This window comes from Cohnella cellulosilytica (assembly GCF_042431195.1).
GTDB lineage: Bacteria > Bacillota > Bacilli > Paenibacillales > Paenibacillaceae > Cohnella > Cohnella cellulosilytica.
In genome coordinates this window covers 41,252-66,943 of the sequence record NZ_JBHMDN010000040.1, presented here as the reverse complement: position 1 = coordinate 66,943, position 25,692 = coordinate 41,252, and the positions used below count along the sequence as shown (strand labels likewise).

The 25,692-nt window shown below is 58.0% G+C and carries 26 protein-coding genes; 19 read left to right on the top strand and 7 right to left on the bottom strand.

The genetic code is table 11. The features are described 5' to 3' along the window. Positions 1 to 407 (bottom strand): transposase DNA-binding-containing protein (locus ACFFT4_RS26400; protein ID WP_378052011.1); only part of this gene is annotated, 407 nt, incomplete at its 3' end. A gap of 596 nt (positions 408 to 1,003) precedes the next feature. On the opposite strand from ACFFT4_RS26400, the gene ACFFT4_RS26395 reads away from it, so the two are divergent. Continuing rightward, entirely contained in the window at positions 1,004 to 2,590 is a 1,587-nt protein-coding gene (locus ACFFT4_RS26395; RefSeq protein ID WP_378052009.1) for a peptide chain release factor 3, read from the top strand. A 21-nt stretch (positions 2,591 to 2,611) separates the two neighbouring features. Continuing rightward, positions 2,612 to 3,769 (top strand): alpha-D-ribose 1-methylphosphonate 5-triphosphate diphosphatase, encoded by a 1,158-nt coding sequence (locus tag ACFFT4_RS26390; RefSeq protein WP_378052008.1) that lies wholly within the window; start codon positions 2,612 to 2,614, stop codon positions 3,767 to 3,769. On the opposite strand, the gene sspI is transcribed toward ACFFT4_RS26390, so the two are convergent. Beyond that, complete coding sequence (gene sspI, locus ACFFT4_RS26385) at positions 3,766 to 3,981, bottom strand: small acid-soluble spore protein SspI (protein WP_378052006.1); 216 nt, start codon at positions 3,979 to 3,981, stop codon at positions 3,766 to 3,768. The genes ACFFT4_RS26390 and sspI overlap by 4 nt on opposite strands. A gap of 82 nt (positions 3,982 to 4,063) precedes the next feature. On the opposite strand from sspI, the gene ACFFT4_RS26380 reads away from it, so the two are divergent. The 13 genes from ACFFT4_RS26380 (at position 4,064) to ACFFT4_RS26320 (ending at position 15,458) form a co-directional block, all read left to right on the top strand. Beyond that, positions 4,064 to 4,789 (top strand): potassium channel family protein, encoded by a 726-nt coding sequence (locus ACFFT4_RS26380; RefSeq protein ID WP_378052004.1) that lies wholly within the window; start codon positions 4,064 to 4,066, stop codon positions 4,787 to 4,789. Further along, positions 4,776 to 5,609 (top strand): TrmH family RNA methyltransferase, encoded by an 834-nt coding sequence (locus tag ACFFT4_RS26375; RefSeq protein WP_378052003.1) that lies wholly within the window; start codon positions 4,776 to 4,778, stop codon positions 5,607 to 5,609. The genes ACFFT4_RS26380 and ACFFT4_RS26375 overlap by 14 nt, the downstream gene beginning before the upstream one ends. 208 nt (positions 5,610 to 5,817) lie before the next feature. Continuing rightward, positions 5,818 to 6,837, top strand: coding sequence for a glycoside hydrolase family 113 protein (locus tag ACFFT4_RS26370; protein ID WP_378052002.1), 1,020 nt, complete (start codon positions 5,818 to 5,820; stop codon positions 6,835 to 6,837). 84 nt (positions 6,838 to 6,921) lie between these two features. Next, complete coding sequence (locus ACFFT4_RS26365) at positions 6,922 to 7,590, top strand: TetR/AcrR family transcriptional regulator (RefSeq protein WP_378052001.1); 669 nt, start codon at positions 6,922 to 6,924, stop codon at positions 7,588 to 7,590. Positions 7,591 to 7,621: 31 nt separating this feature from the next. Continuing rightward, positions 7,622 to 7,882 carry a hypothetical protein gene (locus ACFFT4_RS26360; RefSeq protein ID WP_378052000.1) on the top strand — a complete coding sequence of 87 codons (261 nt, stop codon included), beginning with the start codon at positions 7,622 to 7,624 and terminating at the stop codon, positions 7,880 to 7,882. A gap of 75 nt (positions 7,883 to 7,957) precedes the next feature. Next, positions 7,958 to 8,797 carry a TIM barrel protein gene (locus ACFFT4_RS26355; RefSeq protein WP_378051999.1) on the top strand — a complete coding sequence of 280 codons (840 nt, stop codon included), beginning with the start codon at positions 7,958 to 7,960 and terminating at the stop codon, positions 8,795 to 8,797. A 38-nt stretch (positions 8,798 to 8,835) separates the two neighbouring features. After that, complete coding sequence (locus ACFFT4_RS26350; RefSeq protein ID WP_378051998.1) at positions 8,836 to 9,528, top strand: hypothetical protein; 693 nt, start codon at positions 8,836 to 8,838, stop codon at positions 9,526 to 9,528. A gap of 130 nt (positions 9,529 to 9,658) precedes the next feature. Then, on the top strand, positions 9,659 to 10,345 hold the full coding sequence (locus ACFFT4_RS26345; RefSeq protein WP_378051997.1) for an ABC transporter ATP-binding protein: 687 nt from the start codon (positions 9,659 to 9,661) through the stop codon (positions 10,343 to 10,345). Further along, complete coding sequence (locus tag ACFFT4_RS26340; protein ID WP_378051996.1) at positions 10,336 to 11,079, top strand: ABC transporter permease; 744 nt, start codon at positions 10,336 to 10,338, stop codon at positions 11,077 to 11,079. The genes ACFFT4_RS26345 and ACFFT4_RS26340 overlap by 10 nt, the downstream gene beginning before the upstream one ends. A gap of 214 nt (positions 11,080 to 11,293) precedes the next feature. After that, on the top strand, positions 11,294 to 12,364 hold the full coding sequence (locus tag ACFFT4_RS26335; RefSeq protein WP_378051995.1) for an iron-siderophore ABC transporter substrate-binding protein: 1,071 nt from the start codon (positions 11,294 to 11,296) through the stop codon (positions 12,362 to 12,364). Positions 12,365 to 12,369: 5 nt separating this feature from the next. Continuing rightward, positions 12,370 to 13,431, top strand: coding sequence for a FecCD family ABC transporter permease (locus tag ACFFT4_RS26330; RefSeq protein ID WP_378051994.1), 1,062 nt, complete (start codon positions 12,370 to 12,372; stop codon positions 13,429 to 13,431). A 56-nt stretch (positions 13,432 to 13,487) separates the two neighbouring features. Beyond that, on the top strand, positions 13,488 to 14,534 hold the full coding sequence (locus ACFFT4_RS26325) for a FecCD family ABC transporter permease (protein ID WP_378051993.1): 1,047 nt from the start codon (positions 13,488 to 13,490) through the stop codon (positions 14,532 to 14,534). 84 nt (positions 14,535 to 14,618) lie between these two features. Further along, positions 14,619 to 15,458, top strand: coding sequence for an ABC transporter ATP-binding protein (locus tag ACFFT4_RS26320; protein ID WP_378051992.1), 840 nt, complete (start codon positions 14,619 to 14,621; stop codon positions 15,456 to 15,458). 11 nt (positions 15,459 to 15,469) lie between these two features. Here ACFFT4_RS26320 and ACFFT4_RS26315 read toward each other — a convergent pair whose 3' ends face one another. Genes ACFFT4_RS26315 through ACFFT4_RS26305 form a run of 3 tightly spaced genes read right to left on the bottom strand, consistent with a single transcriptional unit; the run spans position 15,470 to position 19,194 of the window. Continuing rightward, positions 15,470 to 16,552, bottom strand: coding sequence for a GerAB/ArcD/ProY family transporter (locus tag ACFFT4_RS26315; RefSeq protein ID WP_378051990.1), 1,083 nt, complete (start codon positions 16,550 to 16,552; stop codon positions 15,470 to 15,472). 45 nt (positions 16,553 to 16,597) lie between these two features. Further along, positions 16,598 to 17,722 (bottom strand): Ger(x)C family spore germination protein, encoded by a 1,125-nt coding sequence (locus ACFFT4_RS26310; protein ID WP_378051989.1) that lies wholly within the window; start codon positions 17,720 to 17,722, stop codon positions 16,598 to 16,600. A gap of 14 nt (positions 17,723 to 17,736) precedes the next feature. Next, complete coding sequence (locus ACFFT4_RS26305) at positions 17,737 to 19,194, bottom strand: spore germination protein (protein WP_378051988.1); 1,458 nt, start codon at positions 19,192 to 19,194, stop codon at positions 17,737 to 17,739. Between the two features lie 146 nt (positions 19,195 to 19,340). Here ACFFT4_RS26305 and ACFFT4_RS26300 point away from each other — a divergent pair, with 146 nt between their 5' ends. Continuing rightward, on the top strand, positions 19,341 to 21,002 hold the full coding sequence (locus tag ACFFT4_RS26300) for a hypothetical protein (RefSeq protein WP_378051987.1): 1,662 nt from the start codon (positions 19,341 to 19,343) through the stop codon (positions 21,000 to 21,002). 71 nt (positions 21,003 to 21,073) lie between these two features. Here ACFFT4_RS26300 and ACFFT4_RS26295 read toward each other — a convergent pair whose 3' ends face one another. Continuing rightward, a complete protein-coding gene (locus ACFFT4_RS26295; RefSeq protein ID WP_378051986.1) occupies positions 21,074 to 21,889 on the bottom strand; it encodes an SPL family radical SAM protein in 816 nt (271 codons plus the stop codon). 502 nt (positions 21,890 to 22,391) lie between these two features. On the opposite strand from ACFFT4_RS26295, the gene ACFFT4_RS26290 reads away from it, so the two are divergent. From ACFFT4_RS26290 to ACFFT4_RS26280, 3 genes are all read left to right on the top strand, one after another. Continuing rightward, entirely contained in the window at positions 22,392 to 22,817 is a 426-nt protein-coding gene (locus ACFFT4_RS26290) for a GreA/GreB family elongation factor (RefSeq protein ID WP_378051985.1), read from the top strand. 242 nt (positions 22,818 to 23,059) lie between these two features. Next, on the top strand, positions 23,060 to 23,551 hold the full coding sequence (locus ACFFT4_RS26285) for an LURP-one-related family protein (RefSeq protein WP_378051984.1): 492 nt from the start codon (positions 23,060 to 23,062) through the stop codon (positions 23,549 to 23,551). A 24-nt stretch (positions 23,552 to 23,575) separates the two neighbouring features. Beyond that, a complete protein-coding gene (locus ACFFT4_RS26280; RefSeq protein ID WP_378051983.1) occupies positions 23,576 to 24,487 on the top strand; it encodes an LLM class flavin-dependent oxidoreductase in 912 nt (303 codons plus the stop codon). Positions 24,488 to 24,504: 17 nt separating this feature from the next. On the opposite strand, the gene ACFFT4_RS26275 is transcribed toward ACFFT4_RS26280, so the two are convergent. Further along, a complete protein-coding gene (locus tag ACFFT4_RS26275; RefSeq protein WP_378051982.1) occupies positions 24,505 to 25,611 on the bottom strand; it encodes a glycoside hydrolase family 88 protein in 1,107 nt (368 codons plus the stop codon). Positions 25,612 to 25,692 lie beyond the last annotated feature (81 nt).

Genomic DNA, 25,692 nt, shown 5'->3' with positions numbered 1-25,692 from the left:
TTTGGCCTAACGGCTAACGAAGAATGGACGATCAGTCCCCTGTTGCCGATCGCCCCGCCAATGTCCCCCAGTCCTTCGGTTTGTTGGAGCGAGGTATAGTTTACGGTAGTGGTATCCTGAACGGCCAGGATGATGGATTCACCTTGGGCCTTCATATGGCCAAGGGTCGCTTTTCGATGGGCTTGTAGCACGACCTCTTCGGTGATCTGCTCGTTGTCGAGCAGGCGATACATGGCTTTGGCTTCTGCTGAATCACGGCTTGCTCCCGCCAACGATTTCCCAAGATTTTGCGTCAACGTGGAGACGGTTTGGATAAATCGTTTAATCGTACGCCCACATTTGATTCCGAGATGTTGAAGCTCCGTGCTTGCCCAGTCCTCTTGTTCAAGGCTCGTCGATTGTGACATGAGAGATCCCACCTACCGCCTGCTTTTTCTCCCAATTTACTTTGCTGCAGGCCTGTTGTCCATCCTTATTTTCTTAAATTCCTGTTTATGGTAGCGTTGTGGGTCAAGCATAGTTCTCCAGGAGGTACATTCCCCTTCTTTGTTTCTCGATCCTCTCAAGCAGGTTTGCTTATGGGGCGCCTCTTTTTTTCTATGACCGACCCATTCGCACGCATATACTCGAGGGAATTGCGAACCGCCTACTCAACCAACCTTCTTTACGGACCGGCAGGCCAACTCGAGCGAATGAACGCTTTTAGCGTTCTGGGAGGCCGTTACGGAGGCCCATTCGGGCAACAGTCTGCATTTAGCGTTCTGGGAGGCCGTTACGGAGGCCCATTCGGGCAACTGCCTGTATTTAGCGTTCTGACAGACTGTTACTGGGCGGCTTCGAGCGATTTTGGAGCCTAAATGAGGCTGGGAGGCGCCTGTCGGAGCAGGGGAAAGTCAGCCGCAGTTTTTTTGCCGTCACACGGGAGAACGAAGGAAATATCTTTGTTCATTTTGATTGTGCTATAATGGAAGCTGTTATTTTATCGTGAAGGGACTATCCGAGGATGAGCCAAAAGACTAGCGGGGAATTGCGGCAGGAAGTGGAGAAGCGCCGCACTTTCGCGATTATTTCCCACCCCGATGCGGGGAAAACGACGTTGACGGAGAAGCTGCTGCTGTACGGGGGAGCGATTCACGTCGCCGGCTCGGTCAAGGCGCGCAAAGCGGCGCGTCACGCGACGAGCGACTGGATGGAGATCGAGAAGCAGCGGGGAATTTCCGTTACCTCCTCCGTCATGCAGTTCCAATATCAAGGCAAGCAAGTGAACATTCTGGATACGCCGGGTCACCAGGACTTCAGCGAAGACACGTATCGCACGCTGACGGCCGCGGACAGCGCGGTCATGCTGATCGACGTCGCCAAAGGCGTCGAGGCGCAGACGATCAAGCTGTTCCAGGTGTGCAGCAAGCGGGGCATTCCGATTTTCACGTTTATCAATAAGCTGGACCGCGAAGGTCAAGATCCGTTCGAGCTGATGGAGGAGATCGAGCGGGTGCTCGGCATCCGCTCCGTTCCGATGAACTGGCCGATCGGCATGGGCCGGGAGCTGTGCGGCGTGTACGACCGGATGAAAAACCAGGTCGAGCTGTTCCAGGGAAAGAACCACGACGAGATCGAGGTCCGCAAAACCGCCGATTATCGCGATCCGATCATCAAGGAAATGGCCGGCGATTATTTGGCGGATAAGCTGGCGCAGGAGCTGGAGCTGCTCGACGTCGCCGGCGACGAGTTCGACTATGAGAAGGTGCGTACGGGTCAATTGACGCCGGTATTTTTCGGCAGCGCGGTCAACAACTTCGGCGTGCAGACGTTTCTGGAGAACTTCCTCGAGCTGGCGCCGAAGCCGGCGGAACGGAAGACGACCGAGGGCGCGGTCGCTCCGGAGGAGGAGAAGTTCTCCGGGTACATTTTCAAGATTCAGGCCAATATGAACCCGGCGCACCGCGACCGGATTGCCTTCCTGCGGATCTGCTCGGGCAAGTTCCAGCGCGGGATGAGCGTTCGCCACGTGCGCGCGGGCAAAGAGATCAAGCTGTCGCAGCCGCAGCAATTTCTGGCGCAGGATCGCGATATCGTCGAAACGGCTTATCCGGGCGACATTATCGGCTTGTTCGATCCGGGCATTTTCCGCATCGGGGACAGCTTAAGCGAAGGCCGGGATATCGTGTTCAACGAGCTGCCGACGTTTTCTCCGGAAATTTTCTCGAAGGTATCGATCAAAAACGCGCTGAAGCAAAAGCAGTATTTGAAGGGGCTCGACCAGTTGACCGAGGAAGGCATGGTGCAGGTGTTCCGCTCGGTGGGCACGTTCGAGGATACGTATCTCGGCGTCGTCGGCCAGCTTCAGTTCGAAGTGTTCGAGTACCGGATGAAAAACGAATACGGCGTCGATATTCAATTGTTCCGCACGCCGTTCCAGTTCGCGCGTTGGGTGGTCGGAGGCAAGGTGGATCCGGCGAAATTCCGCATCAATTCGGTGCTCGTCAAGGACAAGAACGACGTGAACGTCGCGCTGTTCGAAAATGAATACGCGATGCGGACCGCGATGGAACGGATGCCCGAGCTGCAGTTTTTGGAGGTTGCTCCTTAATTGGAAAGGAGGGCGGAGGAGATGGGCAAGCGGCTGGCGATCAGAGGAGGCAGCATCGTTCGTCCGGACGGCGTGAGCAAAGGGGACTTGACGATCGAGGACGGAGTCATTGCGGAGATTGGCGAAGCCGGAGGCGGCAGCGCGACGGGCGAACTGAACGCGGAAGGCTGCTGGGTGCTGCCGGGACTCGTCGACCTGCACTGCGACGCGATCGAGAAGGAAGTCGAGCCGCGGCCGAATACGCTGTTTCCGATGGAGATGGCGTTCCTCCAGTTCGAGCGCAAGCTGGCCGGTCACGGCATTACGACGATGCTTCATTCGCTGTCGCTCGGCGTGGGCTTAAGCTTGCGGGGCGAGCACCTCGTCGGAGAGATGGTCGAATTGATCGCCTCTCTGCGCGAGGAAAGGGCGATGATCCGTCACGGCGTGCATTTGCGCTACGAGGTGTCCCATCTGACCGGCTTCGAGCTGGCCAGCCGGTTATTGTCCGCAGGGTTGATCGACTACTTGTCGTTGATGGATCATGCGCCGGGACAGGGGCAGTATCATCGGCCGGGCGCGTTCGAGCGTTACGTGATGAAAAATCAGGGAGTCGGGGTCGACGAGGTCGCGGAGATCGTGAAGGAACTGCAGGAGAGAAGGAGCCGGGTCGACTGGAGCAAGCTCAAGGCGCTGACCGCGCGAGCGCGGGCGGCCGGCATCGCCGTCGCCTCGCACGACGACGATACGGCCGAGGCCGTCGGCCGTTCGCTCGATTTCGGAGCGACGGTGTCCGAATTCCCGCTTAACCTGGAGACGGCCAGATTCGCGTTCGGCCGCGGAATGGGCGTCTGCGTCGGAGCTCCCAACATCGTTCGCGGCGGCTCGCACGACGGCAATCTGAAGGCAAGCGAAGCCGTCCGCGAAGGGGCGGCGGACATTTTGTGCTCGGATTATCATCCGGCGTCGCTGCTTCATGCGATATTTTGTCTGGAGGCCGAGGGCATCCCTCTGGCGCAGGCGGTCAATATGGCGACCTTGAATCCGGCGAAGGCGCTGGGACGAGAGGCGGAGATCGGCTCGCTGGAAACCGGCAAGCGGGCGGATCTCATCGTCGTGGGGAAAATTCGCGGCACTCCGGTCGTCCGCTACACGATCGTCGACGGGACGGTCGTGCACGCGACGAGGGACATCGGTTAAGCTTGTCCGGACGGAAGCTGCTTGTGCAGGACGGTCACCATTTTCTTCCTGGCCGCTTCGGTACTGTTCTTCCAGATGATCTCGAACAGGACGCCGAGTCCCGGCAGAGCCATCTCCTCCGCGCCGATCGAACCTTCGATGATGTCGATCAGTTCGTCGTTTTCCTTGCCTTGAACTCGTTGAACAATCGCTTGTCTGAGGTCCAATTCCACGGACTAGCCCTCCTAGGGAAAAGATTCCCGATTAGATTTCCCCGTAGGCTCGACGCTTATGCCCCCGGAGGAGTATGTTATAATGAGCGCATCATGGAAGCGAACGCGAGGAGGAACGGAGTTGGCCAGGAAAGAGAAGGCGCATAGAAAAAAGCAGTTTGCGATTATCGGCTTGGGCCGGTTCGGCTCGAGCGTGGCGAAATATTTGGCGGAGATGGGGTACGAGGTGCTGGCCGTCGACGACAATTCCCAGCGCGTGCAAGACATCGCGCATGCCGTTACGCATGCCGTTGCCGCCGACTCGACGGACGAAGAGGCGATGAGCTCGCTGGGCATTCGCAACTTCGACGTGGTCGTCGTCGCGATCGGCCAAGACATTCAGTCGAGCATACTGACGACCTTGATTCTGAAGGATCTGGGCGTTCCCTATATTATCGTGAAGGCGCAGAACGACCTGCACGGCAAGGTGCTGAACAAGATCGGGGCGGACAAGGTCGTGTTCCCCGAGCGGGATATGGGGCTGCGCGTCGCCCATCACCTGATTTCCCCCAACATTCTGGAGCATATCGAGCTTTCTCCGGAGTACAGCATCGTGGAGATGAGATTGCCTTCCGTCATGTTCGGGAAAAATTTGAAGCAGCTCGACATTCGGCAGAAATACAACTGCAACGTGCTTGCGGTGAAGCGCAACGAAGAAATGAACATTACGCCCAGCGCGGACGAGCCGCTGATCCGCGACGACATTCTCGTGATCGTGGGCAAGAACGAACAATTAACGAAGCTGGAGCAGGCCTATGCGGAACCTTGAACCGTTTTTAAGCTCGGCGGCCAATCCTCGCGTGAAGGAATGGGCCAAGCTGTCGGAACGAAAATACCGGGAGCGCGAGGGCAAATTTCTGCTGGAAGGCGTTCATCTCGTGCAGGAGGCGCTGGAGGCCGGCTGGCCGCTGGAGGTTGTCGCTTTCGACGAAGGCTCGGGCGTGCTTGAACAATTCGAAGCTTACATAGACAGAGACGACCTTGGATCGGCGAAAACGGGGGCGGAAACGAAGTGGATTCCCGTGTCGCCGGAGATTATCGTCAAGTGCAGCGAGACGGGAACGCCGCAGCCGATCTTCGCCGTGGCGCTTAAACGCCCGCCCGAGGCGGAGGGGCTGTATCGGGAGAAGCAAGGCTTGGTCGTCGTTCTGGACGGCGTGCAGGACCCCGGCAATGTAGGCACGATCGTTCGCAGCGCCGCAGCCGGCGGAGCGACCGCCGTCGTGCTGGGCAAGGGAACGGCGGATCTGTACAATCCGAAGACGATCCGGGCGACGATGGGCGCGCTGTTCCACGTCCCCGTACTGGAGGCGGATTTGGAGGCGGCGCTTCCGCGCGCCGCCGAATGCGGCGCCGCCATCGTCGGGACCAGCTTGCAGGCTGCGCTATCCTGCTACGAATACGATTTTGCGGAGCGCAGCGTCTGGCTTGTCTTCGGCAACGAGGGCGCAGGCTTGTCCGAGGCGTCTAACGCATTCGTACATGCGAATGTAATTATCCCGATGAGCGGCCGCGCGGAGTCGCTTAACGTCGCCATGGCAGCCACGGTGCTCCTGTTCGAGGCTCAGCGCCAGCGGATGTTTAACTGAACAATAATTCCTGACTAAGACTGGAATCGCGAAGCATCAGCTCAAGCGATCTTCCAGTTTTTTTCTTATTTTAGCAGTCTGCCCCGTAAGGATGAGGGATTTGACAAGGTGAAGAGGCGGTGACATAATGTTTATATTGAATAAATTATTCAATCAAAAAAACTGATATTACAGGAAAATTTGGCTTCATACCAAGGAGGAAATTTCAATGCGAGGAAAAGGGATTACGTACGAGACAGGATTTATTAATGAGTCGGGCACCATTACCCGTGAAAGCTTTAATGCCGCAATCGTCGAGCGCGAGATGCGCATTATTCGGGAAGACCTGCACTGCAATGCGGTCCGTGTCACTGGCGGCGATGCGGATCGTTTGGAGATGGCGGCCAGATTAGCAGCCAATGCCGGATTGGAAGTGTGGTTTTGCCCTTTCACATGCGGTCTGACCATTGACGAGCAATTCGATTTTATCGTCGATTGTGCCGAGCGTGCCGAGCGGATACGTCAACTGGGAGCGGAGGTCGTATTTCTCACCGGATCTGAGATTAGCATTTTTACTGTCGGGTTTCTGCCCGGTGAAACCCTTCAAGAGAGACTATCCTTGTTTGCTGCTCCAGAGAGGCTCCGTGAGGTATTGACTACAATTCCTTTGCAGATTAATGAGTTTTTAAACAAAGTCGTTGTGCTTGTCCGGGAAAAATTCGGTGGAAAGCTCAGCTATGCCTCGCTTCCTTTTGAAGGGGTGGATTGGTCGCCCTTTGACATCATCTCGACCGATGCAGGATACAGGTCGGCTGAGGTTGCCGACCAGATTATCGCTGGCACGCGAGCTTTGCTGGCCGGAGGAAAACCTGTAGCCATAACTGAATTCGGGTGCACCACCTACCAAGGTGCGGCTGACCTGGGGGGACGCGGCGACAAGATCATTGTATGGGACGATGCAGGCAGACCGCTCAGACTCAACGGCAACTATATCCGTGACGAGGCTGAACAAGCCGCATACATTCATGAATTGCTGGACATTTACAACAGGGAAGGGGTCGACTATACGTTTGTATGTTCTTTCGCTTATTATCATCTGCCGCACCGCAGTGACCCGCAAGAAGACCTGGATATGGCCAGCTTCGGGATTGTGAAGGTATTTGAAGACCGTATGGGTTATACGTATTCCGATATGCCCTGGGAACCCAAGATGGCGTTTGCCACCCTCGCTGACTACTATCGCGGTTGATCGCACCTTGCTTGAGATTGACAAAGCAGGGGGGCGGTATAATAATGGTTTTATAGTTGAATAAACGATTTAATCATTAATGGAGTGATAACAATTCCACGAACGGAAGAAGAAAATAGACGTGTAAGAGAGGCACAGCGTATAAGCATCCTGGAAGCGGCGAAAGACATCTTTGCCCGCAAGGGCTGGTCAACTACAATCACAGATATTGCCTCTGCTGCTAGCGTAAGCCCAGGATTGATTTATCATTACTTCGCGAACAAAGAAGCTATTTTTTGTGAACTGTTAGGTCAAACGATTCAATCTGATTTGGATATATTCCAGCAGCTCATGCAATCCGGGGATACGGCTGCGCAGCGTCTGGAAGCGCTGATCTCCAGCATGCTTAAATTCAGGCAGGATCAAATTAAACGATTCGGAATCACTGTACAGGCTGCGAAGGAAACATCGTCGTCCGGCAACGAACTTGAAATCATGCGGAGGATTTTCAAAAATCTAAAAAACAATGATTCAAAAGCCAAGGATTTGCAGGAACTGATGATGAAACGAATTCAGACCGTGCACGAGATTGTATTGCAATTGATTGTTGAGGGCCAAAAAAACGGAGAGTTTGCTTCGGATCCGGCTCCCAAATTGGCCTTGATGATCTTCCAATCTATCCAAGGCTTAACCACGCTTGCACTCGACAAGCCAGAAGAATATGAGCAACATTATCCTTATACAGACATCATCATGCGGATGCTGTATTCGTAGAAACTTTGTGGATGCGGGCGACTACACGGCCTTGTATTTCCATACCAAGGCCAGCGTATTCGGCAAAGTGCCGGGCACGAGCCAATACCCTCACATCGCCTACGTATACGACAAGCCGGCGCGGCCGACGCAGGAAGAACGCGATGCGCTGAACGATCCGGGAACTTACATCTTGATGGACTCCCGGGAAACGTATAATATTTATTTACCGAATCCGATTCTTCGCGTGGAGAAGAACGCAACCGGGATGAAGCATTTGAGACCGGACCTTTTCCCGGAGGAGCAGGAATAAACAGAGGAAGAGCGCCGTTTCCGGTTTGGAGAGGCGCTGTTCTTTTTCCCAAGCTATTTGGATGGAGGAATGAAGATGTACCGCTATAGCGCGACGCAGTGGATCTACGGCCGCGAAAGCCTTGCGCGCAGCCTGGACAGGCTGAAGAAGTATGGATACGACGGGATTGAGCTGGCCGGAGAGCCCCGGACGACGGACGTGGAGGAAGTAAGGCGACTGCTGCGGGAACGCGATATGACGTGTACCTCGATCTGCGGCATCTATTCGTCCGAACGCGATCTGTCCTCGTCCGATCGGGCCGTTCGGAGCCATGCGGTCCAATACGTCAAAGATTGCGTAGACCTGGCATCGGAGACAGGCGCGCCTCTGGTGATCGTCGTCCCGTCCGCCGTTGGCCGGGCTCGGCCGGATTCGGAGAAGGAAGAGGCCTGGAACCATGCCGTCGGCAGCTTGCGGGAAGCGGGCGAATATGCGGCGTCGCAAGGGATCGAGCTGGCGATTGAAGCGCTGAATCGTTACGAGACCGACCTGGTCAACAAGCTCGAAACGGCTGTGCGCATGATCGAGGAGGTCGGGAGCGGCCATGTGAAGCTGATGGCCGACCTGTTCCACATGAGCATCGAGGAAAGAAATGTGGAGCAGTCGTTCAAACGGATCGCTCCCTATCTCGTTCATGTACATATTGCCGACAATACGAGGGAAGCGGCCGGTATGGGCCGGACCGATTTCGGAGAGGTCGTTCGAGCGCTGCGGGACATCGCTTATAAAGGGGCGATCACGATGGAGTTCCTGCCCCCTTCGGCCAATCCGTATTCGGCGGCGGAACGGAGCGGTTCGGACGAGCTGATGGACGAGTATACGGCCATGTCGATCCGCGAAATCAAGAAACAGGTCCGGCTTCTTGCCGAAGCTTGATTAGGGGGCCGGTTAAGCCGATCAAGGAGGATAAGGACATGTCCAATCGGTTCGCAGCCAAACCCTTTCTGCGGCGGTGCGCCGTTCTGGCGCTCGTTATCCTCTTTGTTTTATTGGCTTACCGGACAGGGGAGACTCTGTATCATAATCACCAACTGCGCGCACAGTTCTCTGCAGCTGCAAGCGCCAGTCCCTACCAGCAGAAGATTCCGATGGAAAAGATGGATCTGACCGTGTACGCCCCCTATTTTCCCAGGATTTTTGCAGCAGTCGGCTATTCTTTGACGCATCGTATAGAGACGCCTGTCACTTTGCGGTATTATTCCGAGATTCCCACCGACAAAACCGCTGCCGCTTTGGAAATCGCCAAAGGCACGACAATCGTAGCCATTCCGGAAGGGACGAAGGGTTCCGTTTTCCAAGAGGAGGGATACGGATATACCAGCTATCCTACTTACGAGAGGGGCTGGCGTTACGTGCGTCCGTTCATGACGGCTGAAGGTTGGGATCAAGCGCACAACGAGCAGTATTACTATGTGAGCATGGACAGTCTTGAGGCTGTCCTGGATAAAGCGATAGAAGTAAACCCACCCTTTCAGGCCGATATACGACAGCAGAGGTGGAGCTTAAATAAAGGAAAACACGTTATCGCGCGCCATATCGATAATGCGTTATATCGACATGGCGCTTACTTGTCTCCCGATTTGTTCTATCGGATACTGGATCGTTGAAACCGCGATTCGGGATCTTTCGAAACGGCGCGGCAGCAAGGACTACCCTCGAGTCGGGAGATTATGGCTTGACCCGAGGGTAGCTTTTGTCGTATAAAAAGGAATCATTCCGCTAAAGGGAGAGGATGGCTTGGAGCCGCTGTTGACGTTTCGCGATTTGACAAAATCGATTCCCGGAAATGCGGAAAAAACGTTGTTTGCCGATCTGTCTGCAGAGGTCGCGCCCGGCGACAGAATTGCGATCGTAGGACCTTCCGGCCAAGGAAAAAGCACCTTTCTTCGAATATTGGCGCTGCTGGCCGCGGCCGATCGCGGCGAAATCTCGCTCCATGGGAAGCCGCACACCGAATGGCAGCCCCGAGACTGGCGGTCGCGAGTCTGTTATTTGCCGCAGCACGCCGTAATGCTGGAAGGCACGGTCGAGTATAATCTGTCGGCGGTCAGCAGGCTGCACAAGCGCAGCTTCGAACGGGCGCTGGCCGTAGAGCTGGCCGCGAAGCTGGGACTTGAACGAATCGATTGGGGCAAGGAGGCGGCAACGCTGTCCGGCGGCGAGAAGCAGCGAATCGCGCTGATCCGGGCGCTGCTGCTGCGTCCGGACATGCTGCTGCTGGACGAGCCGACCGCCTCTCTGGATTCCGACAGCAGGGGAAGGGTGGAGGAACTGCTCGACGCTTGGCACGAGCGGGAGGGAACCGCGCTGATCTGGATCACCCACGATTCGGATCAGGCGGGAAGAGTGTCGAAGCGCATCTGGCGTATGGCCGGGGGCGGCATTCGGGAGAACGAAGGGGAGAATTTATCGGCATGTCTTTGACGGCTCTGGGTTTTACGCTCGTATTTGTGGCGGTCTCCCTCGGTATTTCCATGTGGCAGAAGCTCGGGCTGGAGAGGGAGCTTCTGATCGGCACCGTTCGTTCCGCCATTCAGCTGCTCGCGGTCGGTTACGTGCTTCAATTCGTGTTTCAATCCAATCATTGGCTGGTCATCGGGCTTATTTTGCTGGTGATGACCGCTGTCGCCGCCTGGAACGCCAACACGAGGGCGGGAGGGCTGCGCGGCATGCGGTGGAGAATCGGTCTCGTGATTTTGATCACGGAATTCGCGACGCTTGGTCTGCTGCTGCTGTTGGACATTATCCCTTTTACGACGCAGTATATCATTCCGATCAGCGGCATGACGATCGGCAACGCGATGGTCGCGGCCAGCCTGTTCCTGAACCAAATGAAACGCGAAATCGCCTCCGGCAAGGAGGAGATAGAGACGCTGCTGTCGCTCGGCGCCTCGTCACGGCAGGCGATTCAAGACGCGCTTAAACGCGCCGCCAAATCCAGCATGATTCCGACGATCGACGGCATGAAGACGGTCGGAATCGTACAGCTTCCCGGCATGATGACCGGTATGATTATTGCGGGGGCAAGTCCGCTCGAGGCGGTGCGCTATCAGATTCTGATCACGTTCGCCTTCGCCTCTTCCGCCGCTCTGACGAGCATCATGCTCGCGCTGCTTACTTATCGTCTTTGGTTTACCAGGCAAGACGCGCTTGCTTGACGGCGCGACGACGATTCTCGCGAATGTTTCTTAGCCGTCATATAGTCATATATCCGAATTTAACGGCCGCCGACGAAGCGCCGGGAATCGCTGCGCAGAGCAGAGCGATTTCCGGCGTCTTTGCGTGCCTTTACAGCTTGACAGAGCGGAGTTTATATAGAATAATTACGATGATAATGATTATCAATTTCATAAGATGAAAAGGGAGATCAGCATGACGAAAAGCTTCAGAATATCGAAATGGGCAGCAGCGGCGGCTATCGCAGCCGTATTGGCAATCGGATTGATCGGATGTTCGTCCAATGGCAATAACGGCGAGGCAAGCCCGGGAGCAGCCGAGAATACGAATTCCCCAACCCCGGCGCCGTCCCAGGCCGCTGCCGAGAGTTCCCCGGCCGCCTCCGCGGATTCATTTAACGCGACCATCGATACCAAGTTCGGCCAAGTGAATATTACCGAGCAGCCGAAGCGGGTCGTGGCGCTTGGCTGGGGCGATGCCGAGACGCTGCTCAGCCTTGGCGTCGAGCCTGTCGGCGCGAGCGACTGGCTTGCGTTCGGAGGGAACGGGGTCGGCCCGTGGCTGGAAGGCGCCTACCAAACGCCGCCGACGATTCTTGGAACGCTCGAGCTGGATTACGAACAGATCGCGGCGCTGCAGCCGGATCTTATTCTTGACGTGAAATCCTCCGGAGACGAGACGCGCTACAAGCGGCTTTCGGAGATCGCCACGACCGTCGGCGTTCCCGCGGACGGCGATAACTATTTGACAAGCGCGAACGAACAAGTCGAGATGATTGCCAAAGCCTTGGGCAAGGAAGAGGAAGGCCAGGCGCTGCTGAAAAAAGTCGACGACGCCTTCGCGAAGGCAGCGGAAGAAAACCCGGAATTCTCCGATAAAACGATCGTCGTGGCGGCGTATTCCTCCGACGGCTTCGGAGCGTACGTGCAGGGCGATGCGCGCATCGACTTCATGACGCGGCTTGGCTTCAAGACGAAGGAAGAGATCGAGAAGCTGGCGACGGGCACGTTCTATGTGAAGGTGTCGGACGAACAGCTGGATCTTCTGGATGCGGACGTGACGATCGTTATGCCGATCTGGGTCGATCCGCAAGAAATTACGGACAACAAGCTGTTCCAGAAAATTCCTTCCGTCGTGGCCGGCAGATCGATTATTCTCGATGAAAATACGGCCAACGCTTTCTCGACCGGCACGATTCCGTCGCTGCTGTGGACGATCGAGCATTTGCCAACGCAAATTAAGGCACTCGCGCAGCCTGGAGCGTGAATGCGGTGACCTCGGCCAAGCCCCCCATGATCGATAGCGGACAAGCGCGGGCGCAGTCGATCGCATCGTTGCGTTCCAGACGTTTTGCGGGATTTATCATCGCGCTCGTTCTGCTTGCCGCCGCGATGTGCTTAAGTCTGATGACCGGGTCCAAGCAGCTTTCCATCGAAGTCGTCTGGCAGGCGTTGTTCCATAACGCCGACAGCTACGAGCATCGGGTTATTCTGGACTCCCGGCTGCCTCGCACGCTGCTTGCGCTTGCCGTCGGTCCGGCCTTCGGACTGGCCGGGGCTCTGATGCAGGCGTTAACGCGCAATCCGTTGGCCGACCCCGGCATTCTTGGCGTGAGCGCAGGGGCGGCCTTCGCGGTCGCTATGGGCGTCGGCGTGTTCGCGATCAGCACGCTGTCCGGCTACGTCGGGTTTGCTCTTGCCGGCGCGCTGGCGGCCACGATTATCGTTTACGTGATTGGCGGAGGGGCAGGCAAGAAACCTCCGACGCCCATCCAGCTTACGCTGGCCGGGGTAGCCCTGGGCGCGGCCTTGAGCGGGATTACGACGGCGTTGACCTTGATGAACAGCAAGGCGTTCTCCCGTATGTTGAACTGGACCGTCGGGACGTTAGTGCGCAAAAGCGAGGGCGATCTCTGGCTGGTGCTGCCGCTTATTCTCGTTGGCGCGCTGGCGGCCTTCGCCATCTCCCAGGCGCTGAACACGATCGCCTTCGGAGAGGACCGCGCTTCGTCGCTCGGGGTCAACGTGCAGTTGATTCGCGGCATCGGCCTGATCGCCATCCCCCTGCTTGCGGGAAGCGCGACGGCGCTCGTCGGGCCGATCGGGTTTCTCGGACTGATGGTGCCGCACTGCATCCGCTGGTTCGTAGGTCCGAGCCAGCCTTGGATTTTTCTGTATTCCCTGGCGGTCGCTCCGCTGCTCCTGTTGATTGCCGATATTGTCGGAAGGATCGTGATTTCCCCCGGGGAAGTGCCGGTCGGCATCGTCATGGGCTTCATCGGCGCGCCTATTCTGATCGTCCTCGTCCGGCGCCGCTCGGCTAGCAAGCTATGAGCGGCGGACGTTTACAGGAGCCGGACGCGGCTCGGCAGCGAGAAGGAGTGAGCGACATGCCTCCCGTTCGTTTCGGCAGGCGTTACATACGGCTTAAAGGTCCCGTAAAGCTGCGCATCGATGCCAAGAGCTTTGCGGTGACGGCTATTCTCCTCGGAGCGGCGCTGGCGCTTGCCGTATTCGGATTAATGATCGGGTCTTTGCGGCTTGGCGTGCCGGAAGTGTTGGCCGCGTTGTTCGGCGACGCGGCCAAGATGACCCGGACGGTCGTCGTCGAATGGAGGCTGCCGCGCGTGCTGGCGGCGATGGTTTTCGGCGCGGCCTTGGCCGTCAGCGGCGCGATTTTCCAATCTCTGACGCGCAATCCTCTCGGCTCGCCGGACATTATCGGCTTTACGTCCGGCTCGTATACGGGGGCGCTGATCGCCATGCTCGTCGCCGGTTCGACTTCGTTTATCGGCGTGGCGTCGGGAGCGCTGATCGGCGGTCTTGCCACCGCTATGCTGATCTATCTTCTGGCGTTTCGCAAAGGCACGCAGGGCTTCAGGCTGATCATTGTCGGCGTCGCCATATCGACGATCCTGAGCAGCGCGAACGCGGTGCTGCTGCTGCGGAGCAAAGCGGAAGTGGCGTTGACCGCCGCGGCGTGGGGCGTCGGCTCGCTGAACGGAATCAGTTGGGAGCAGTCGCTTCCGGCTATGCTGACCGTCCTGCTGCTTCTTGTGTGCGCCGCCGCGATGGGCAGACCGCTTCGGGCGATGGAATTGGGAGAAGACGCGGCTAAAGCGCACGGAATTCGCGTGGAACGAACCCGCCTTGCGTTGATCCTGATCGCCGTCGTGCTGACCGCGGCTCCTACGGCGGTCGCGGGACCGATCAGCTTCGTCGCCTTGGCGGCCCCGCAGATTGCGCTAAGGCTTACCAAGTCGGCGCGGAGCTTTGCTCCCGTGGCGGCGATGGGCGCTTTTATCATGCTGGGGGCCGACATTCTGGCGCAGCGGGTCGTGCCGGGGACGCTTCTCCCCGTCGGCGTGGTCACGTTGTCGTTGGGCGGCTTGTATTTGACAGGCGTGCTTTTTCGGCAGGCGCGGTCGGCTTCGTGAACGCTTCGGAGGCGCGCAACGTCCGGCCGGTCAAAACTTCGCGCAAGCTAGCGACATGTTACGGGAAAGTAGTTGAACGAGCAGATGAAAAAAACTGAGGCAGACATCCGGAACGCGGCTGCGGCCGAATCGGCATCGCGGCTCCGGGCGGACAACGTTACTATTCAATATGAGGACCGGGTGATTTCGCGCGACTTGTCCGTTCAAATTCCCGACGGCTCGTATACGGTCATCGTCGGACCGAACGCATGCGGCAAATCGACGCTGCTCCGCACGCTGTCCAAGCTGCTCAAGCCTTCCGTCGGGCAGGTGCTGCTGGACGGGAAGGGGATCGCAGCCTACAAGTCCAAGGAAGTGGCGCGCAAGCTCGGTCTGCTCCCCCAGTCGTCCACGGCTCCGGACGGCATTACCGTGGCGGATCTGGTGGCCCATGGCCGCTACCCCTACCAAAGCTTCATCAGGCAGTGGACGGACGAGGACGAGCAGGCGGTGATGTCCGCGATGCGGCTGACCGATACGAGCGAGCTGTCGCACCGGTTTGTCGACGAGCTCTCGGGGGGACAGAAGCAGCGCGTCTGGGTCGCTATGGCGCTGGCCCAACAAACGCCGCTGCTGCTCCTGGACGAGCCGACAACCTACCTGGATATCGCGCATCAGATCGAGCTGCTCGAGTTGTTCAAGGACTTGAACGAGCAGGGACGCACGATCGTCGCGGTGCTGCACGACTTGAACCATGCCGCCCGGTACGCCACGCACATGATCGCGATGAGAAACGGTCAGCTGATCGCGCAGGGCGATCCGCGCGAGATCGTGACGGAGCGGCTGGTCGAAGACGTATTCGGCTTAAAATGCACCGTCATCGACGATCCGGTCTCGCATACGCCGCTTGTCGTGCCGCTCGGCAGGGACCGTTCGGTTAATTGAGCGTTATTCGATCAGCTTTTCCGTTTGCGGAACAGGGAGGCAACGTACAGAAGCACGACGCTGCTGCCTTCGATGGTCAAGGCGATGACGGGAAACCAGAAGCCCAGATAGGGCGGCCACTGTCCGAAGCTCTCCGTTATGGACAGCACGGGCAGGATGATGAACAGCGGGCTTAACGCGTAAACCCACGGCTTGTAGCTTTTGGTCCGAAACAGCTCGGAGCAGCCTTGGGCAATCGAATAGTACAGCGTGGCATACGTGATAAACGAACCGGAGACGAAGACAAGCAGCGTCAGCACCTCGATCCGTTCGAAAATAATCAGCTGCGTGACCCGGGTGAAGACGTAGAGCGGATTTTCCATCTGGCTTGCCATATAGCCGCCCATCACCGCGATGCTGTACAGCAAGTACAACGTCATGACGAGCGCGCCCAGAAACACGGCGTTCGCTTTGACTTTAAGCGTCTTCCGCGGGTGGCTCATATGAGGCATCAGCATCCCCATCAAGATACAGATGCCGAACCAGCTTCCAGGGTAGATCGCTCCCTGCAAAGCCGGTCCGAAGCCGTTCTCGAACTGCGGCAGCAGATGACGAAGCTCAACGGACGGGATTGAGGTGGCGAACAGAATCAGCGAGGTAATCAGAATAATCGTCCCGAGAATCTCGCTGAGCCGGGCGATCGTCTCGATGCCTTTGATCGCCGCCCAGCCCGAGCACAGAGTCAGCGTCGACGAGAAGGCGACCAGCGGCGTGTCGGGCAGCAGCGAGCTGGACAGGAAATCGCTGTAGATCCAGATGGCGGTCACGCACACGGCAAAGAAGAACAGCAGCACGACCAGGCTGATCAGGTCGCCGAAAGGGCCCAGAATCGCTCGCGAGTATTGCACGAGCGACTTGCCGGGATATTTGAGGCCGAGACGATAGAGCAGCAGCGCGACGAAGACGTCGATCGTGATGCCGAGCGCCATGGACAGCCACAGGTCCTGCTTGACCTTCGGAATCAGCTGGGAGGGTACGGAGAAGAAGGTAAGGGACGCGATGGACACGAAAATGATAAAGAAAAATTGACGCTCCGAAATTTGCTGGTTATTCATGCTTTCATTCCTTTTCGGGAGCGGGTCCGCGACCGGGAAGCACGCCTAATGCAGCAGCCCCGATCTTCTGACCCGGAAGGAGACGGCAATCTCCGTCTCGACTTGACGAAGCTCCTCGTCCCAGTTGGATTTGCGATTCTTCCATTCCTTCGGCTTGCTTCTGTGCAGCGCCTCTCCGAAGCCGATGACGTCGCTGGCGTATTTGTGGAACAGCTTGTCGATCGTCTCCTCCACGGCCAGCTTCGCCTGCTGGTTCAAGATATCCCGAAGCATCGCCTGCTCCGTGCTGAAGTGCAGCGGTACAGTTGCAGTCAGCACTTCGGCTTCTCCTTTGATGCGGACCTTCATCACCAGCTTATTTCCTCTTATTACCGGCTTAACTTTGGCGCGGATGCCATTTAAGCTGAAGCTGATGCTTTCTTCCTTGTTCAGGTCGGTATGAAAGCTGCCGCGGCGGCTGATGCCGGTCAGCCAGTTCACGATCTGGCTCTCTTCCCCGCTGAGCCAGCCGATCATGCGATCGTTTTTGAATACGGCCGTATCCCCGATCTCCATGATGTCGGTTTTGCCGCTTTTGTTGAACGGACCGATGCCCGGGCTGACGGCTTGATGGCCGATCTGATTCAGCCGGGGAAGAAACTGGTACATTTGCACGTCGACCTGGAGCGGCCGCTTCCAATCCCCCTGCAGATATTTCCGCCATTCCTCCGCCGGGACCGGCTCCAGCTCCATCGCCTTGTCGAGCACCTGGCGCGCCGGCAGCCTCGAGACCAGCACCCAACTGTTCAGATTCTGGTTCGTCTCCCGCCAGAAATAATCCAGCGTGTCGTCCAGGCCGCGCCGGGCAAAGGCTTCGCTGATCAGCACGACTTTCGTTTGCGGGAAAAACAGGCTTTTTTTGGCTTGGTGCTGAATGCGTTCCACCGCTTCCTGGATCGTAACTCCGATGGCGTCGTAGTTGACGTACGGTCTGCGCTGCTGGCTTCCTCCGCCGGCGGCGACCGGCAGCGTCGGATTGGACAGCTGGAGCGTCACCCGAACCCTATCGTTCTTGGCGGGATCGAGCCCGATCGCCGATACGACGGTCAACTGATCGAAGTTGATTTGGCCCCAGCAGCCGCTGAGCAGCAGAACCGCCAGCAGGCCGATTCCGGCTTTGACCGGCTTCATAAGATGCATCTCCTTCAGGCCCGGCGCCGAGGATTTCGTTTCCCGCTCAACAGGAACCAGGGGACGCGAAACAAGACTTTCAGAAATTCTTTTCTGTGGAACGGAGCGATAGGAGTCAGGTACGGGACGCCGAGCGATGTGAGCGAAGCCAGGTGGATGCCGAGCAGGAATACGCCGATCATGATGCCGTACAGGCCGAACATCGAGGCCAGCAGCACCATGCCGAATCGCAAAATCCGCACCGTGCCCGACAGAGAGATGGACGGAATCGTGAAGGAAGCGATTGCCGTCGCCGCGACGACGATGATGGCCGGGGAGGAGATGATGCCGGCCTGCACGGCCGATTCCCCGATGACCAGCGCGCCGACGATGCTGATCGCCGAGCCGATCGAGCGCGGCATCCGCACGCTGGCCTCTCGCAGCACCTCGAAAGTCGCCTCCATCAGCAGCGTTTCCATCAGCACCGGGAACGGCACGCCTTCGCGGGCGGTCAGAATGCTGCTGAGCAGCTGCGGAGGCACCATTTCCGGGTGGAAGGTGAGCGTTCCGACGTAAACGGACGGGAGCAGCAGATTCATCGTAAATCCGACGTAACGGAGCCAACGGATGAACGTCGCTACCGGATAAGCCAAGTACAAATCCTCGGTCGTAATCAGAAAATGGGCCAGCGTGGAGGGCAGCGCAAGCGCGAACGGCGTGCCGTCCACGATAATGGCAATCCGCCCGTCCAGCAAAATGTTGGCGATATCGTCCGGCCGCTCGGTGCTGTATACGGTCGGGAAGAAGGAGGCCGGATTGTCCTTGATCAATTCTTCGATATATTGGGATTCCAGCACGCCGTCGATTTTCAGGTTGCCGATCCGGCGCTTGACCTCCTCGACCATCGAAGGCTTCGCCTTTTGATCGATGTACAGCACGGCGATATCGGTATGCGACAGCTCGCCGACCTTAAGCATATCCACGTGAACTCTGGCGCTGCGCAGTCTGCGGCGGACCAGCGAAACGTTGGTGTTGAGCGATTCAACGAAGCCGTCGCGAGGACCGCGCACGACGGTCGAGGAGGGCGCTTCTTCGATCCCTCGTTTGTCGAGGCCTTCCGTCTGGATAACGGCAACGCCGCGCGCGCCGTCGAGAATCAGCATCGTCCAGCCGCTCATCAGCAGGGGAATCGCTTCGTCTACGGTATCGACGATGATCGCCTCGGGAGCGGAGATGACGGAGCGGCACAGCTCCTCCATACAGACGGACGGCTCGTTCGAGGGCAGCGGAGAGGCTTGCATGGACAGCAGGGGCGAGAGCGTCGTCAGCTGCAGCGTACGCTTGTCCACGAGGCTGTCGATCCACATCAGCAAAGCCGGCATCCCTTCTGGACCGATGCGGCATTCCCGCGCGATCAGATCGGAGCTGTCCCCGAGGAGAAGGTCGAATTCCCGCTTACGATCGTCCAGGGCATACAGTTGTCGTCTCTTCATCTAGTCTCGCCCTTTACAATAGGATAGTCAGAAGGCTGATCATACTCTCTGTATCTCCATTCCTCGTGACTCTAATTCCCTTTTTGCCAACAAAGTGCCGGGCTCGCTCGTCTATAACAGTACAATGGACATTTGGAGTGATTCCTATGAAGGTTAAACTGTTTTGGGTCGTTACGATGCTGCTGCTCGGCACGGCGTGCGGTTATGCCGCGGATCGGGAGGGGGTCGTCGAAGCAAAGACGAACGACGGCTCCGTGTCCGCGCATACGACCGGCGCGATAAAGGCTTCGTCGATTAAGGCCGATCACGCCGATGACGATGGCGACGTGCCTCTGTCGTGGGAAAGCTATGCGAACCGCGGCTCGGTACGGCTGCTCGAAGGCGGCTTGAAGCAGGCGGAGCGTATCGTGAAGGAAACGAGCCTGTATGCGATTGACGGGACGCGGGACCCGAAAGTCGTCATCTATGCGCGCAAGAACGATACCGACCATCTGTATGCGGCGATGGTTAACGGGGAGGCCGCCTACGACTTGGGGGCGGTGGCGGGTTACCCTTACGATAAAGATAATCAGCTAACGGTGAGCAATCTGCGGCTATTCGGCAAGGAAGCGTTCAAAATCCAGGGCTCCGTCGGCGCGGCCGCCTCGGTCAGCCGTTATTTCGAGCTCGTCGACGGCGTTCCGAAGCCGCTGCTGGTCGTGGATGACGGGCACGCGTCGGAAATGGATATCGACCATGACGGGAAGCTGGACGTTGTCTCCGCCTCGGGAACGAATCCGCGCTTGGCGGTGTACCGATGGAACGACGGAGGCGCGGAGCGATGCTCGTTAAACGATGCGCTGCGCACCGAGACCGTAACGATAACCGACGAGGGCGCGGTTTTGGCCGTATACGGACAGGAGGGGGCCCGGTATAAGCTGTACTGGATGGAGCGGGAAGGTTTGAAGCATTTTCAGTCGTATTCGCGGGAGGAGTACGAATCGGAGCGTTTTGTTACGATTCCGTATACAAGCGAAGAGGCGCTGCGCATTCGCGAGCAGGCGGACGACTTGCGCGTTTTCGAGCCGTTCGTGCCGCGCAAAGGCATTGCGACCGATTACGGAGTGGAGGCGGAGCCGGGGCGGGACGGAACGCTGAAGCTGACGTTCCCTCATTTCTCGATTGTGCAATCGAGGACGGATTTGCGGCCGGAGAGGAGCAGCGGCGTTGTCTACGAGAAACGGTATTTTCCCGATTTTACGGCGGAATGGATCGGGCTTCCGGAAAGCGAGGCCGGCGGAGATTGGTACTTTTCCCGCGGCTCGACGTATCTGTCTATCGGTTCGGCCAAGTCGGTCAGCAAGGAAGAGCTGCTGTTCGTCGCCGCGTCGCTCATTCCGCTGGAGGAGCTGACGCTGTCCGACGGCACCGTCCCGGCCGCCGTGCAGCCGCCGCAGATTACGCGGGAGTATCTGTTTGCCCTGCAGGCGGTGAACGAGTTCGCCGCGGCATGGGCGCATCGCGATTGGGAAGCGGGACTGAAATGGGTCGGCGACGATTGGAAAGCGGACAATGAACTCGAGGAGCAGCAAGCCTTTTTTGTCGGGACGTCCAATCCGCACCATATGACCTACGAGCTGGCCGGAAAACGCCGCGTCGACGATCGTACGTATTTGTTCACTTTGCGGCTGTACGAGTATTATTGGGGCCAGCCGGATTCCATTCTCGGCTTTCCCGCCGATTACGGCCGGGGCTGGACGATCGAAGCCGTCAGAGAAGGCGAGAGCGAGTCGGGCGAGGGGATCTGGCGGGTGAACCTTCAGAGCTGAGCAGCGCCCGTTCGCGATTAGGTTTGCCGCTCTCGGCGGCGCGCGAAGGCAGGCGGGGCTCGAGCCTTGAGTTACGGCTCGAAGCCCTCGCGGCTGACGAAGATCCGATCGGCGGGGAATACGCGCTGCAGCCGCTCCAGCACGATGCGATAGGCGGAGGGACGGTTCCATTCCGGCGCGTTCAGCTCGTCGTACAGCGTGTGGATGCCCAGGCTGCGCGTGCGCTTGCCGCCGCTGCCGTCGCCCATGAAATAGTCGTCCACGCATACCCGGTCCGTGGCTTGTCCGAGCAGCTCCGGGAACCTTTCCGTGCTGGGCAGGACGGGCGCGATCGCCGCCTGGGTCGGGATGCCGGCGTCGGTCAGCTCGCGCAGCGCCCTTAAGCGGGCCGGAATCGGCGGAGCGGACGGAGCGAAAGCTTTGCGGATATCCTCGCGGTCGGTCTCGACGGTCATGCTGACCCGTACCCGGTCGCCCAAGCGCTCCAGCAGATCGACGTCCCGGGTAACGAGCGGGCTGCGCGTCTGCACGAGCAGAAAATCGGGAGGCTCTTCGGCCATAACCTCCAGTAGAGACCTCGTCACCCGCTCCCGGTATTCGACGGGCTGGTAAGGGTCCGTGCTGGACGACATGAAGATCGTCACCGGACCCTTCGCCTTCGCTTTGCGTAGCTCCTTGCGCAGCAGGGCGTCGGCTTCCCGTTTTACGTCCACCCATTCTCCCCACTGGCCTTCATGGAACAAGGACACCGGCATCTGTCTCACATAGCAGTAGGAACAGCCGAATGCGCAGCCCGTATAGGGATTCAGCGAATGGGTGTATCCGCCCAGGAATCCGGTTCCTTTGTTCAACAGCGTCTTGGGAAGCTTATACTGCACCTCCGTCATTGCTCGTCCCCCCCTTCCTTGCGACGATCGCGCCGCTTACTTTCATAACCCTAGTATAATTCCGAACGCAAACGAATGGAACGCCGCCCCCTGAGCCTAATCTAACTCAGACTAACTCAAGATACTCGACGGAATCGGTCATCTCCCTTCGGAAAACCTCCATTTGACCTAAGATGTTCTACAAAATCGGTTATCTCCCCCCGAAAAACTTCCATTTGACCCGAGATGTTCTACAAAATCGAGTAACGTCCCCCCATTCCGGCTCAAACGACGGACAATGTTCTAAAAAACCGATTATCTCCCCTCAAAAGGTCCGTTGGACGGCTGCAGGCGAAAGGGGCTGGCGTTTTTTTCATAAGCGGAAATTCTCAATATCTGTTATGATAGCCATAAGGCCCTTTCGGAGGGTCTATTTTCCTATACAGGAGGAATCGATTCATGAAATCTTTGTTTAGGCTGCTGACGGAGTACGTAACCGCGGGCAAGGAGGGTGAGACTCTGTATGAGCCATAGTTTGGAGCAAACCTTCCGCCAGGATTTGCGGGAGCAATTGGCTTATTTCGAGAAGGAGACGTCCGAGCTGCTGAGGAAAGCGTACCCCGATCTGGCCAAAAGAGATGCGATTCACGCTCTGGTCTCCAAATACTGCGACCATATTTATGGCTATCTGAACGGCGATATTCTAGGGGAAATCGACGAGTGCGTATGGATCGGCTCGGTCGTGACGATTATAGACGAAATCGACGGCACGGAAGAACGGTATAAAATCGTGCTGCCGCATGAAATCAACGCCGATCTGGGACATATCTCTTTCCTTTCTCCGCTGGGCAGCCGGCTGCTGCTCGCACACAAAGGGGATCGCATCGAAGTGGATTCCCCGTCGGGCAGCTACGGCGTTATGCTGTTCGAGGCTGCCTACGAAAAATGAAGCTTTCGCCGCGTTTTCGTATTTCCGATCCTATTCCGATCCCGGAGAACTCTCCGGGATTTTTGGCGATTGCGCGCCTTTGACGGCATGTCCCGCTGGATCAACATGCAGACGGTCGTCGCCGAGGCGGATCGCGCATGCCGGAGGAGCTTCGGTCGTCCCGGCGGGGAAACTTCCCTCTGTGCGCTGCGTTTACTATATTATAGAGTAGAATAATTACAGCTCACGAAGGAGCGAACGGAATGATTCTGTATTTTCGGGACAACTTCTTTAACGCCGGCGGAACGGAAATCGTCAACGAATACAGGGAACCGGTCGGGCTCGTCGACTTGCGAAGCGCCTTCGGATCGGCGCTGAACGTATACGGAGGAGACGGCAGGCCGCTCTTCGGCGGCCGTTTTCGGCTGCTGTCCAACAAGTGGGCGGTGACGGACGCAAGCGGCGGGGAATGCGGCCTGCTAAGGTACCGGATGTCGTTCCTGTCCAAAAGGTATGAGTACGACCGATACGGCGCCGGCGTGTTCGAGGTGACTTCCCCGGCCTTCTCGCGGGATTACGAGATCAGGAACGGCAAGGGCGAGCTTGTCGTTTCCTTTCAAAAAATAAGCGGCTGGTTCGAGTCGTCCGCCTTTCGCCTGACGGTGCATACCGGTTGGATCGACGGCTATGAGTGGGTTGCGGTGATTATGGGAATGCACGAAATTCGGAAACGGCATCGCCAATCGGGCGCATGACGTACCGGAAGGGGGAATGCGGCGATGAATACAAGGAAGCTTCGGTTAAGCGTGCTCGATCTGGTCCCCGTGCTCGAAGGAGCGGACGCGCCTTATGCGCTCGGGCGGGCGGTCGAGCTGGTCCGATTGGCCGAGCGGCTCGGTTATCGGCGTTACTGGACGGCCGAGCATCACGACATGCCCGGGCTGGCCTGCACTTCTCCGGAAGTGCTGCTGGCTCACATAGGAGCGAGAACGGAACGCATCCGGCTGGGCTCGGGAGCGGTGCTGCTTCCTCATTACAAGCCGCTGAAGGTGGCCGAATCGTTTCACATGCTTGCCAGCCTGTACCCGGGACGCATCGATATCGGACTGGGAAGGGCGCCCGGAGGCTCGGGCGAGGCAAGTCTGGCGCTTAGCGGCAACTTCCTCGAGAACGTCGGCAAAATGCCCGAGCTGCTCGAGGATCTGATGCGCCTGCTCCAAGGAACATACGAGTACGACGGACGGCCGGTGGCGGCCCGTCCGATCCCGCCCGAGCCGCCGCATCCCTGGCTGCTTGGCACGAACAAGAAAAGCGCGGCTTACGCCGCGCGGTTCGGAACGGGTTACGTTTTCGGCCAATTCATGAGCGATTCTTCCGGGGAGGAGGCGCTGCGGACGTATCGCGACGGCTTCGCGCCTTCTCCGCTGTGTCCGGAGCCTCGCGCCTTCGTCGCGGTCGGCGTCGTATGCGCGGACACCGACGAGGAGGCGGAGCGGCTTGCCTCGTCCGAAGAGAGCCCCGCGAACGCAAGAAGACTGTTCGCGGGTTCTCCGGGCAGTCTTCGCGTCCGGCTGCGATCGCTCGCCGATTCGTACGGCGTCGACGAGTTCATCGTCGTCACGATGCTGGCGGATTATCGAGCGCGGCTTCGTTCCTACGAACTTCTCGGGCAGACGCTGTCCGACGGATAACGGTCCGCCGCGAAATTTTAGTAGATCCGCCGTTTCCAGCCTCTCAGCTTGGCGATCGCTTCGATATAATAGTAATCCCCGTAGATCAGGGAGACGTCGATGTTATCCGTGCCGCTGCCCGTGGCGTGTAGCAAAATCGCCTCGTGGTCCGGCCGGTCCCATGTCGCGTAGTTCTCGGTAAGAGACTTGAGAATTCGCTTCGCGGCCGACAGGTACATTCGCTTCTCGCCCGCGGGAACGGCCGCCGCGATTTCCAGCAGTCCGGAGGCGGCGATGGCCGCCGCCGAGCTGTCGCGGGACATGCCCTCGAGCGATTCGAGCCGGAAGTCCCAGTAAGGCACGGAATCGTCGGGAAGCGCGGAGACGAAGTAGTGGGCGACCCGCTTGGCTTCGTTCAAGAAGCGAACATCGCCCGTATAGCGATAAGTGTTCGCGAATCCGTGCAAGGCCCAGGAGTTGCCCCGGCTCCAGGTCGATTCCGGAGCCAGCCCTTGCCCGCCGAACGATTCGATGTATTCGCCGGTTTCGGGATCGAAGGAAATAATATGGTTCGTGGAGCCGTCCTCCCGAACGCCGTACTTCATCGTCGTCTCCGCGTGGCGAACGGCGATCTGCTTGTAGCGGGGATCTCCCGTCGTCTCGCTGGCCCAGAACAACAGAGAAACATTCAGCATGCTGTCGATGATCGACCAGCCGGCTTTGTCCCCGTTCCAGGCCCGCAGGAAGTTCCCGGCCAGATTAAAGCGGGAGGCAAGGAAGTTCGCCGCGTCGATTCCCCGGCGTTGCCCGTCCGCGTCTCCGGTTATTTTATGCTTGATGACCGCCGTGGACAGAAACTGGAAGCCGACATCGTGGTGAAAGCTTTGCGCCTGCCGGGCGAAGTACGCCTCCATTTTAATATCCCAGCCCCAAGCCGCCTCCTTGTAGTGCTCCTTGCCGGTCATGTCGTACAGCACCCACAGAATGCCCGGCCAGAAGCCGGAGGTCCACCAGTCCATATCCGTGTCGTCGTACCGTCCGTCATCGAGAGCCACGTGCGGCGTCTTGGTCCCGATCTGCGCGATCATGCGGTCGACTTTGCCCTCGATTTTTTGCCATACTTCATCCAGGTAAACGTTGTCCATCTCTATTCCGCCTCCTTTGTTACCCGAATTATAACTCGACCCCGGCGATCGAAGTTGTGGTACGATGGATGAAAATGTTGT